This window comes from Arcicella aurantiaca, from assembly GCF_003148625.1.
GTDB classification, from domain to species: domain Bacteria; phylum Bacteroidota; class Bacteroidia; order Cytophagales; family Spirosomataceae; genus Arcicella; species Arcicella aurantiaca.
Map to the genome: position 1 here is coordinate 1 of NZ_QGGO01000007.1, position 11,475 is coordinate 11,475.

10 protein-coding genes are annotated in these 11,475 nt (G+C 34.7%); 1 reads left to right on the forward strand and 9 read right to left on the reverse strand.

Going from position 1 to position 11,475, the window contains the following annotated elements; genetic code table 11:
- The 5 genes from LV89_RS07935 to upp all read right to left on the reverse strand — a co-directional run.
- Positions 1-475, reverse strand: a 475-nt coding sequence (locus LV89_RS07935) for a transposase (protein WP_146199048.1), incomplete at its 3' end; no start/stop codon positions are given.
- A gap of 93 nt (positions 476-568) precedes the next feature.
- Positions 569-1,123 carry a hypothetical protein gene (locus LV89_RS07940; RefSeq protein WP_109742350.1) on the reverse strand — a complete coding sequence of 185 codons (555 nt, stop codon included), beginning with the start codon at positions 1,121-1,123 and terminating at the stop codon, positions 569-571.
- 240 nt (positions 1,124-1,363) lie between these two features.
- Positions 1,364-2,182, reverse strand: a complete 819-nt coding sequence (gene mazG / locus LV89_RS07945; protein ID WP_211321180.1) for a nucleoside triphosphate pyrophosphohydrolase — start codon at positions 2,180-2,182, stop codon at positions 1,364-1,366.
- A gap of 163 nt (positions 2,183-2,345) precedes the next feature.
- The gene (locus LV89_RS07950) at positions 2,346-4,790 is read right to left on the reverse strand and encodes a helix-turn-helix domain-containing protein (RefSeq protein ID WP_109742351.1); all 2,445 of its coding nucleotides are present in this window, start codon (positions 4,788-4,790) and stop codon (positions 2,346-2,348) included.
- Positions 4,791-4,994: 204 nt separating this feature from the next.
- Positions 4,995-5,639 (reverse strand): uracil phosphoribosyltransferase, encoded by a 645-nt coding sequence (gene upp, locus LV89_RS07955; RefSeq protein WP_109742352.1) that lies wholly within the window; start codon positions 5,637-5,639, stop codon positions 4,995-4,997.
- Between the two features lie 147 nt (positions 5,640-5,786).
- Between upp and LV89_RS07960 the strand changes: the two genes are divergently transcribed.
- Positions 5,787-6,710, forward strand: coding sequence for a CE1 family esterase (locus LV89_RS07960; RefSeq protein ID WP_109742353.1), 924 nt, complete (start codon positions 5,787-5,789; stop codon positions 6,708-6,710).
- Between the two features lie 34 nt (positions 6,711-6,744).
- Here the strand turns inward: LV89_RS07960 and LV89_RS07965 are convergent, their stop codons facing one another.
- The 4 genes from LV89_RS07965 to LV89_RS07980 form a co-directional block, all read right to left on the reverse strand.
- Positions 6,745-7,281: a hypothetical protein gene (locus LV89_RS07965; RefSeq protein WP_109742354.1), complete on the reverse strand. Its 537-nt coding sequence runs from the start codon at positions 7,279-7,281 to the stop codon at positions 6,745-6,747.
- Between the two features lie 9 nt (positions 7,282-7,290).
- A complete protein-coding gene (locus tag LV89_RS07970; protein ID WP_109742355.1) occupies positions 7,291-8,631 on the reverse strand; it encodes an AAA family ATPase in 1,341 nt (446 codons plus the stop codon).
- A 79-nt stretch (positions 8,632-8,710) separates the two neighbouring features.
- The gene (locus LV89_RS07975; RefSeq protein WP_229201489.1) at positions 8,711-9,949 is read right to left on the reverse strand and encodes a DEAD/DEAH box helicase; all 1,239 of its coding nucleotides are present in this window, start codon (positions 9,947-9,949) and stop codon (positions 8,711-8,713) included.
- A gap of 160 nt (positions 9,950-10,109) precedes the next feature.
- The gene (locus tag LV89_RS07980) at positions 10,110-11,171 is read right to left on the reverse strand and encodes a PorP/SprF family type IX secretion system membrane protein (RefSeq protein ID WP_109742356.1); all 1,062 of its coding nucleotides are present in this window, start codon (positions 11,169-11,171) and stop codon (positions 10,110-10,112) included.
- Positions 11,172-11,475: the final 304 nt, after the last annotated feature.

Genomic DNA, 11,475 nt, shown 5'->3' on the forward strand with positions numbered 1-11,475 from the left:
GGTTGGCATTGGCTTCCCATTTAGAACCATCTATGTACAAAGTATCTAAATCAATATAGCCCAGTTCCAACAACATCAATAACACTTCTTTGAAAACCGTATCGACCATCGTTTCCATTTTATTACTCCGAAAATCACATAAAGTCTTGAAACAGGGGTGTTGATTACCTGATAACCAAATGAAATTTACGTTCTCTCGCAGGGCTTTGCATAATCTACGACTCGTATAAATACGCTCACAATAACCATATATCCATATCTTTATCATCATCTTGGGATGAAAAGCGGGACAACCAAAATTGCTGTAATAGTCCTCAAAATACGACATATCTAATTTTTCGATACAATCGTTTACAATTCTGACCAAATGACACGCTGGAATCAGCTTATCTATTTCAAGCGGTACTCGTAAAACCTGTAATTGGTCATAAGTCTTAAACCGTAGTATCGGTTTTTTTACTATATTTGTTCCCATGAGCGTCTGTTCCAACTTTTGTTTTCCAAATACAAAGTACAGAATTTTCGCTCATATTTCTTTTTATGGACTTTTTACACAACCCCAGCGAGATTATCTATTTGATTGTATTTTTTCCCTACAAATTTTCTCAACTTTTGAGATTGTATCAGGATTTTCTAAGATGTAAAGCATATATGGAACAACATATTTTGTCTTATATTTACCAACAAAGGTTCGACCTGATTTTAGTTGTAGGCTAAGTTCTCCCTTTGTTAGATTGGTTTCAATAATCCCAGAGAATTCACTCCAATGATAAGATTTTACTACTCCACCGAAATAATAAATAAGTCTGCTTGGCGTTCCGACAAAATATCCTCCTTTCTGATTCTTTAAATAAAAACCCAATATTGCCATTAATATTCCGCCTAAAAACGGGATGAATAACAGAAATAAAGTAAGTGTATCCAATACTTCGTCTTGCGATAGAGAGACAATCGAGTTAATGATGAAAAAAGAAGATATTGGTGCGATTATCATCATTATAGAAATGCCAAACACAAAATATGTTTTATGTGGAGGTCTATGTTTTGTAGAAATAACCGAAAATTCAATGGGTTCTTGATCAATAGTAGAGCGTAATTCTGATGGTAATAATATGTTGTTCATAGTAGATATGTGTTAAATAGTTAATCTGATTTAAAATGGTTCAAGTTTAACTGAACAATTTGTCGGTATAGGCTTAACAATTGCACCAGTTGAGGGTAAAAAAGCCATAGGCTTGACCAATTTTGTAGCGATGAGTTTCAACCCATCGATGAAAATATATCGTTTCCCAACGGATTAGAAATCCGTTGCTACAAAATCGGTCGAGCCTATGGCTCTTGTGGTATTTAAGCGTATAATCCCCTACAACCGCTTCGCCTCTTCCCAATACACATCCATTTCTGCCAAAGTCATTTTGGGAAGAGTTTTGCCTAATTCTTTGGCTCTTGATTCTAAATGATTGAAGCGTTTGATGAATTTTTTATTGGTGCGTTCCAAAGCCGTTTCTACGTTGATGTTGATAAAACGGGCATAATTAACCAATGAAAATAGTAAATCGCCAAATTCTCCTTCGGCTTTTTCTACATTGATAGCTTCATTTTCAACTACATTAAATTCATTTTTGAATTCTTCCATTTCTTCCTCTACTTTTTCCCAAACTTGCGTTTTTTCTTCCCAATCAAAACCCGCACCACGAGCTTTTTCTTGAATACGCATGGCTTTTACCAAAGCTGGTAACGAAGCAGGTACACCACCCAAAACCGATTTATTACCACCGCCTTCTTTCAGTTTAATGGCTTCCCAATTTTGTTTCACTTCTTGTTCGTTTTCCACTTTCACATCGCCGTATATGTGCGGGTGGCGGTGAATGAGTTTTTCGCAAATACCATTTAATACATCAGCAACGTCAAAAGTATTTGTCTCCGAAGCAATCTTTGAATAAAATACCAAATGAAGCATAATATCGCCAATTTCCTTCTTGATTTCCTGCATATCGCCTTCCATAATGGCATCCGAAAGCTCGTAAGTTTCTTCAATGGTCAGGTGTCTTAGACTTTCGATGGTCTGTTTTTTATCCCAAGGACATTGCTCACGGAGTTCATCCATGATGGTCAGAAGGCGGTCAAAAGCCATTAATTGAGACTGGCGTTTTTCGGGTAAATTATTGAAAGTTTCGTTCATTTTCTTGTTGAATATGCTGTTTGATTTTTATCCTAAAATGTTTGATTGGAGAACTTCCCAAAAGTTATAAACCCCTAACGGAGTTATTTCGGGAAGTTGAAAATTTATTAAACAGCTTGAATGTTATTTCACAAAGATAAAGCTAAAAATCAAGCATCTAAACTCAGTCAGCGTTGATTGAAGCACCCACCAAACGGATTTCTCCATAGCTATAATCTGCCCCCAAAGCCTCTTTTAAAGCAGAGCCTTTCAAGTCGGGATTTTCTAACATAAATTCTCTGATAATTTTAATTTTCTGAGCATCCATAATATCGCTCACTTCTAAAAGCCCTTTTTTTACGAATTCGCCAAGGTGTCCTTCAATCGTGGAAGCGGATAAATTCCGTATTTCGGCAATTTCTGTAATGGTTTTGCCTTCTTTAAAATAATTGAAACTCATCTCATGCGTCGAGCCTTTTACCAGAGCTTTTTTGACGGGTTTATTTTCTCGGATAATATTGTTTGTTTCAATGCCGTTTGTCTCACAAAACTCGTTGATGATGTCTAAAATTTCATCACCAAATTGTTGCACTTTGATTTTTCCCAAACCGCTAATTTTAGCTAAATCAGCTTTGTTTCGAGGCATTTCATCTGCTAAACTTTGCAGGGCTTTTTGTGCCAAAACCATATATTTTTCAATGTTTTTGTCGTTGGCAACGCTATCTCGCCAAACTCTCAATTGATTGAATAAATCGGTACTGCTTCCACTTGTTTCTGATGTTTTTTGTGCTTTAAATAATCTTGTTTTTTCAGTTTCAAAATCAAGAGAAATGTTGGCTTTTGTGGTTAGATAAACGGTTGAATCAAAGCCCTGTTGGTTACTTTTCAAAAGCATTAATTTTTCAAAAGTATTCTTTAAACTTTGCTCCCAAAGTTTGGCAATGTTATTTCTTGTTTCTTTATTGTCGCAAGCTAAGTCAATGTTTTTGAGAATGTTATAGACCGATTCTTGTAATTTATTGGCAATGTAAACGCTTCCTTTTTTAATTCTTTCTTGTAATTCTTCGTTTTCTTCGGGCAAGTCAGTTTGTGAAATTAATGATTCTAATTGCCTTCTGAATTTTTCAATGATTGTATCTATTTCAGTGTTATAATTTTCTAAAATAATAGCGATATTTTCAAAAGTGCTACTGGCAAATTGGTCTTGAATAGGTTCAAGATTTTGGTGAAGATAATGCAAGCCGATTTTAACAAATTTGAAATCAAATAAATCTAAAATCCAGTCGCCTTGTGTACGTTTTTTTGCTTCTAATAAAGCCAAATCGGATAAATCCTGTTTCTCTGCTTCTTGGTCGAAAACGGCAATGGTATTATCTGATTTTACGCTTTCGGACGTGATGGGCGTGCTGAGAACCAAACCTTCAAAGGTTTTGCAACGACTCAAAGCCACGTAAACTTGTCCGTGTGCAAATGACGAAGCAGCATCAATAATGGCTCTGTCGAAGGTTAAACCCTGACTTTTATGAATGGTAATTGCCCATGCGGTTTTGATAGGAAATTGACTAAATGTGCCAATGGTGTGTTCCTGCATAGTTTTGGAATCGTCCAAAATGTATTTGATATTGTCCCAACTGACTCTGGAAACGATGATTTGTTCTTTTTCATTGGGACATTTTACCCAAATTAATTCTTCATCAATATCTGTTATTTCGCCTAATTTTCCGTTGAAATATCGTTTTTCAAGGTTTGAATCATTTTTTACAAACATGACTTGAGCACCCACTTTTAGCTCTAAATTCAGTTCGTTAGGATACATACTTTCGGGGAAATCGTCGGTGATTTCAGCCGTGAAAGTGTATGTTTTCCCCTTCAATTCACCCAATTTTATGGCATTGATATTAGCTGCGGCTCGGTTGTGACTGGTCAGGGTAATGTATTTTTCATCGTCTGGATATTGAAAATTTGGAATGTACCGAGAGTTTAATAAACGGGTACTTTCGGCATCTAATTTCTTATCACGAACTTTATTGAGGAGGTTGATAAATTGCTCATCGGCTTGTCGGAAGATATGCGTTAGCTCAATGGTAATAAACTGACTTTGTGCAAGTGCCTTACTTTCAAAGAAATATACGCTTTGATAATAAGGGCGGAGCAAATCCCATTCGTCTTCTTTTATCACGGGCGAAAGTTGGTGCAAGTCGCCAATCATCAATAATTGAACGCCACCGAAGGGCAAACTACGGTTTCTATAACGCCGAAGCACTTCATCAATGGCATCCAAAACGTCGGCTCGCACCATACTGATTTCGTCAATCACCAAAAGGTCGATGGCTTTTATCGCTTTGATTTTTTCATTGCTAATTCTTCTTTCGGCGGGTTTATTATCGGGAATATTTGGACCAAAAGAAAGTTGAAAAAACGAGTGAATCGTTACGCCTCCCGCATTAATTGCCGCCACGCCCGTTGGGGCAACAATGACGATTCGTTTCGGGGATTTTGCCTTAACATTTTTAAGGAAGGTCGTTTTGCCAGTTCCTGCTTTACCCGTCAGAAATACATTTTTGTTGGTAAAACGGACGTACTGGTCGGCAAGTTCAAGGCGAGAATTGGATTGAAATGTGGTTTTCATTTTTTTGTTTTTAGATGTATGTGGAAAAGTAACACAGACTTCAGTCTGTAAGTAATTAAAGTACAAACTGAAGTTTAATGTCGTTTAGTCAAGCTGATTAACTTCCCGAAAGTTTAAAACTTTCGGGAAGTTTGTCCATAAAGAACAACTTAATTAATACATTCCTTAATGAAACGACATTATAATTCTGAAGTCTGTGTTACGTTATAATTTCTCTCCATAAGCCAAATCGCCAGCATCTCCCAAACCTGGAACGATGTAAAATTTGTTATTTAGTTTTTCGTCGATTGTGCCAAGAAATAATTCAGCATCGGGTAAATTTTCTTGCAAAAAAGCAATCCCTTCTGGAGCCGCAATTGCCGAAACGATGATAGTTCGGGCAGGTTTTCCATGAGCCAATAATGCTTCGTAGGATTTTAAAAGTGATTTTCCCGTTGCCAACATAGGGTCAATCATAATGATAATTTTATCGTTTAAATCTGGACAGGCTAAATAATCCATTTGTATATCAAAAGTTTCATCTGCACGGTGTTTGCCACGATACGCTCCGATAAAAGCATTTTCTGCTTTATCAAAAACATTCAAAAATCCTTGATGAAAAGGTAAACTTGCTCGTAAAATAGTTACCAAAACAGGTTGCTGGCTCAACAAATACGTGTGGGCAAGTGCCAAAGGTGTTTGTATCGTTGCGGATTGATATGGAAGTGATTTTGAGATTTCATAAGCTAAAACTTCACCCAAACGCTCCATATTCTTACGGAAACGCATAGAGTCATTTTGAATAGTTACATCTCGCAATTCTGCTATAAAATGGTTAGCTATTGAGTTGGTTTCGGTAAGTACAAACATACAGAGAAGGTTTATGATTATAATTACAAATATACAATTTGGCTTTTACTATTATGTTTTGATTTTTGTAACTATATAAATTTTTTGTCGGAATAAACTTTTTGTTGAAACTACGGTCTAACTCGCTCAAAATCTTATTAAACTCCCATGAAAAAATTAACCCTATTCATTTTTTGCCTTACCATTTTTGTGGTTGGCTGTAATAAAATTAACACTACGAATCCTACGCCAACAGTTTTACGAGTGGAAGGAACTATGACCGTTGATGGACGAAGCCGTACTTATTTACTCAATTTACCGCCTAATTATGACGATGCTACGGGCTTTTCGTTGGTACTTGCTTTACACGGTGGGGGAGGGAAAGCCTCGCAAATGGAAGCAGATTATTTATTGACTGAAAAAGCGAACAGTGCCAAATTTGTGATTGTTTATCCAGAAGGTGTGTCAAGTGATGGTATTTTAGGAGCAAAAACTTGGAATGCAGGTACTTGTTGCGACTATGCAGTCGAGAAAAATATTGACGATGTAAAATTTATCAGTCTTTTAATTGATGAATTATTGAAGAAATATCCTAAAATTAATGCGAAGAAAGTGTATGCCACAGGTATGTCCAATGGGGCGATGATGTCTTACCGTTTAGCTTGTGAACTTTCTAATAAAATTGCGGCTATTGCTCCAGTTGCAGGAACGCTTTTGACAACTCAGCCTTGTAAACCTTCAAGACCTGTTCCGATTTTGGCAATTCATTCAAAATTAGATGAAAAAGTGCCAATGGGTGGCGGTGTGGGTATTTTTGGGTATTATTTTCCACCTGTACAGAATGGACTAAATACTTGGATTGCCAATAATGGATGTAGTTCTACGACAAAAACAACTACCAATTTTACTAATTATTCGGTAACAAAATGGACGAGTTGTAACAACAGCAGTATTGAGTTTTATATTACCAATGACGGTGGGCATTCATGGCCTGGAGGTGTAAAAAGTCGTGCAGCGGCTGACGACCCCTCAACCGCAATTAATGCCAATGACTTAATCTGGGGCTTTTTCCAGAAATATCAATTACCGTAAATTTGAATGGCGTAAAAGTCTTTGAATGATTAATTTATGTCAATAACTTTTCGAGTCTGATTCTATCGGGAAAACCAGGTGATTTTATTTCAATTGATTTTCCACATTTATCAGAAGTGGAAATATCTTGGAGTTTTTTAGAAGAAGTAAATGTGATGTTATATTTTGGACTCAACAATATTCTTTTGAAACTAAAACAATCACTTGATTTATTGATATAATTGGATAATTCATTGCAATATTTTATAAAAATCTCAGAAGCAACAAACTGATTTACATAATCCTTTTCCTTTGGCTTCATTGATTTTAATTCAAAAAGAATTATTGTTTGTTGCGAAGGAATTATCAAACAGTAGTCACATCCTTTATGGATAATTGGCGTTTCTCGCTTCAAATACATTGATTTACGCTTATACTCTTTCTTATCAATGTCCAATTTTAATAGGATTGCATCATCAGGTATTCCACCAATCGAAATTTCTTGATTAGTGTCTTCTTCCTTCAATTTCATTATATGATTTATTTGGTCGAAACTTTGAATTACTTCGACATCGCAGAAAATATCTTTCATAGGTAGATACTAATCAATTAAATAATCTAAATCTGATGCAATTGAAAATAAATGATTGATTTCTTCATCAAAAAATGGTATTTCAATACCTTTATTTGTTACAACTAAGTTTTCTAATTTTCCATCTTTGGCTTGATAAACAGAAACTTTCTTAAATTCAATTTTATCTTTTTCTGAATAGCTTTTTTTGTTTTTATTTAACCAACTATCTTTACCTTCAAAAGAATTTGAGAGCAAAATTAAATTATTTAACTCTTTGATTAAAAAATCACTATGGGTTGTAATAAATACTTTTATTTTTGAGTTTATGAGAGAAACCAATAATTTAGCCATTAAGCGTTGGTTTTTCAATGTCAAATGGCTTTCTGGTTCATCTATAATTAAAATATCCCCCTCTTTCGCTTGATGATTTAAGTAGAAATAAATATCTACAATACATCTGGCAGATGATGAAGCTAAATAAAGTGGAATATCAAATTTGTTATTTTTTTTATTTTTAGTGTAAAAGCGAATATCTTGTTTATTATCCTTTTTAAAATCTGCCCCTAATATATCCTTAATAATTTCCATTGAATAACTTGTATCAATATTGGATGTATATTTTTTTATTTTTTCAATATTTCTGGTGAATGAAATATGGTCTCGAATAGGGGTTGCATAGTAGGCTGTCATTGACATCAAAAGTTCAAATGGATGAATATCTTCATCTTTTTCCAGTTTCTGTAAACCATCAATAAGTGATGTTCTTTTTTCATCTAACTCTTTATAAAATAGTGAAATACCCAATCTTTCAGCAGTAATAATAACAGGTTCTGGGAATATATCATCAAATACTAAACTTGAAAAAATATCCCCAATTACTCGTTTGAATAATCTGTCATCCAGTTCATTATCACCTTGTTTGGTATAACTTATTGATAAAGAATTATCTTGCAATTTCCCTTCAATTACTATGCTTTTCCCTATTTGAACTTTCCTTTCAGAATTTTTGAAATCCGTTGGTTTATCAAACTCTAATTTTACTTTTGCATTACTAAACTGTCCTTCCTTATCATTAAACAAATCCTTAATTCGTTCTTGGAATTTCTCGCTTTCAGAAACAATACTTTCAGTCACTAAGACTATGATATCTTCTTTATTTAATGTAATTTGACCATTCCTCTTAAGCTTTGTTTCGATTAGCCCAAAACTATTATAATTTATAAAATCCTTCCAATTGTTAAGCAAGCCATATATACTGTAGGTAATATAAGTTTTTCCAGCGTTGTTATCTCCAACAAGCAGAGTTAGTTCATTAAGCTCAAGCTCACTATGGTCTATTTTGCCTAAATTGTTTATTGTTAATTTCATTAATTTAGTGTTATATAGAAGATTGTTCAAATGAGATAATTTTTTATGTTGCTATTTCAGAAAAATCTATCTTGTAATTTTAACTCTTCTTCGGATTATTCGTACCTGTTTTCTTCTTGTGATACGTTTTTTTCTTGTTAATGACACCAGAACTTACCCTTTTTTGGGGTTGATACGTTGGAGCATCGCCCATGCCTGCGGGAAGTGACAATTTTGGAATTTCTCTTTCAATTAAATCCTCAATTGCTAAAAACTTGCGTTGGTCTTTATCATTAATAAAAGTAATGGCAGTTCCTGTGGTTTCGGCTCTGGCAGTTCTTCCGATACGGTGAATATAATCTTCAGGGTCGTGAGGAGTATTATAATTAATAACCAAACTAATGCCTTCTACGTCAATTCCACGAGAAAGAATATCCGTTCCTATCAAAATTTGAAGAGATTTTGCTTTAAAATCTCTCATAATTTCTTCTCTTTCTTTTTGGTCTAAATCTGAGTGAAAAGCCTTCGTTTTCAAGCCAACTTTATGCAATTCTGTATCTAATTTCTTGACATATTCTTTTGTAGAAGCAAAAATGATAACGCTTCCCCAATCATTCGATTTCAAAATATGTGTCAATAAGGCAATTTTTTGCGTATCATAAACCAAATAAGCCTGTTGTAAAATTCCTGCGGAAGGTTTGGAAATAGCAATATTTAATTGTTCTGGTTCGATAAGAATAGAATGTGCTAATTTTCTAATTTTAGGAGGCATCGTTGCCGAAAAAAGTAGCGTTTGGCGTTGAAGCGGTAAATGTTTTATGATTTTGAGAATATCGTCATAAAAACCCATATCCAACATTCGGTCGGCTTCATCAAGAATTAAATGTTGAAGTTGCGAAAAATCAATCGCTCCCATTTGCAAAATCGCAATTAAGCGTCCAGGAGTTGCAATAATGATTTCTGCTCCTTCTTCTAATGCTTTTCTTTGCTGATTCCACGCAGCTCCGTCGCCACCACCATAAATTGAAATAGAACTAACGCCAATAAAATAGCCTAAACCTTCTACTTGATTGTCAATTTGAGTGGCTAATTCACGAGTTGGAGAAATAATAAGGGTATTCAAACGCCTTTTATCTTCGGGCGTATTGATGATTTTATCGAGGATAGGTAATAAAAAAGCCGCTGTCTTACCCGTACCCGTTTGGGCACACGCAATGAGGTCTTTTCCTGTTTGTATTAATGGAATAGCTTGTGATTGAATAGGCGTTGGTTTGCTATAACCCATTGAATCTAAGCCATCTAAAAGTTTTTCGTTGAAATTAAAATCTTGAAAAGTCAATTCGTGGTTGTTTTAAAAGTTTGAGTAAGGGAAAGTAATCTAAACAAATTTAGCGATTTAAAGACATTTTTCAAAGTTGAAAAAAGGATAAAAAGAAAGGGAGGAAGAAGAATGGGTTAACCCTTTTCTTCTTCCTCCCTTTTTTGATTCTCTATTTTTCTTAAAACTTCGGACATTTCAATTCTCCCTTGCGTGAGCGTGGGGCTTTTCGTGGCTCTATCCAGTCTGAAAATGTATAAGAAAGTGATAATTCATGAGCCCCACCTGTTGACCCTAATCTTGAAATGGTGGCGTCGTAACTATAACCAATAGAAAAATTATCTTGTCTGTAACCTATTAAAAATACCGCTGCATCGTGACTAATAATGCTGACATCGTTTTTGGTGTAAGTTTTTAAAGGAATACCTCTATACCAAGCTCCCAAAACAAGAGGAGAATAAGTCAAGTAAGCCCCCACATCTAATTGGTCTGACGCACCCTGACGTTTGTAATGAATCACAGGGGTAATGCTTTTTTCACGTTCGATAGCATCTCCCAAATTATTACCAATCATATAATCTGCCAAAGGGATTCTATATCCTGCTTGCACCCCAATTTTCACAGGCAAACGAGCGTCTTTGTCGTTGAATGATTGTGAAGGCTGATTGATATGATGTAAAGATGCTCCGACCCAAAACTGTTCAGAATAAACCAAGGCACCCGTTGAAAAATCCCAGTATTTTAATTGTGGCGTTACGTTATTTCCTCCTTGTAAAATTTGGTCAGTTGAAATTCTTGGATAAGTACCTGTACTCAAATAAGTATTAATTTGGTCGCCAAAGGTATAATCTGCAAAATTAATTCCACGAGTTACATACGAACCTTGAACACCTAACTTTGCCGTCAGATTATCACTAATTTTTAAATGATATGAATAAACAGCTCCAATATCGGTAGTGGTTAAATTAGTAAACTGTCTATCAGTTGTCAATAAAATACCGACTCCACTTTTGAATTTATCAAAATACATATCGGCTGAAATTGAGGAAGTTACAAAGTTTGCACTCAATGATGGCCACTGATTTCGATGATTAAAATTTACACGAGGAGACATTGCCGAACCCGCAAAAGCTGGATTCAGATACAATGGAGCAGCATAAAATTGAGAATATTGCGGGTCTTGGGCTTGTGCAAAACTCCAAGAGATTACGCTAATAAACAGTAAAAATCCTTTTTTCAACATGGTATTAGGAACGCTTTAGGTATGTACCTTATGTTAAAGTTAACATTTAGAACCTAAAATCGGTTTAATTTTTGACGTAAACTACTCAGGAATGTACTTATTCAACTTAAAATAGTATAATTTAATAACCTTTAAAAATTTTTACGCTTAAATTACGTTAATTTCAGAGATTTATTAGACTTTTTTAAGAACATTAAAACGTAAAACAAGCAAATTTAATGCCACTTAACATCAGACAATACAACCATTTAATTAAACGTATTGTCTTATTGGAAAGAATAGATATTGAGGCTTTAGAAATGAA

Bases quoted from the DNA above. Each gene is read 5' to 3' on its own strand.
- LV89_RS07950 (WP_109742351.1), bottom strand. From the start codon at position 4,790: ATGAAAACCACATTTCAATCCAATTCTCGCCTTGAACTTGCCGACCAG.
- LV89_RS07980 (WP_109742356.1), bottom strand. From the start codon at position 11,171: ATGTTGAAAAAAGGATTTTTACTGTTTATTAGCGTAATCTCTTGGAGT.
- LV89_RS07940 (WP_109742350.1), bottom strand. From the start codon at position 1,123: ATGAACAACATATTATTACCATCAGAATTACGCTCTACTATTGATCAA.
- mazG (WP_211321180.1), bottom strand. From the start codon at position 2,182: ATGAACGAAACTTTCAATAATTTACCCGAAAAACGCCAGTCTCAATTA.
- upp (WP_109742352.1), bottom strand. From the start codon at position 5,639: ATGTTTGTACTTACCGAAACCAACTCAATAGCTAACCATTTTATAGCA.
- LV89_RS07970 (WP_109742355.1), bottom strand. From the start codon at position 8,631: ATGAAATTAACAATAAACAATTTAGGCAAAATAGACCATAGTGAGCTT.
- LV89_RS07965 (WP_109742354.1), bottom strand. From the start codon at position 7,281: ATGAAAGATATTTTCTGCGATGTCGAAGTAATTCAAAGTTTCGACCAA.
- LV89_RS07960 (WP_109742353.1), top strand. From the start codon at position 5,787: ATGAAAAAATTAACCCTATTCATTTTTTGCCTTACCATTTTTGTGGTT.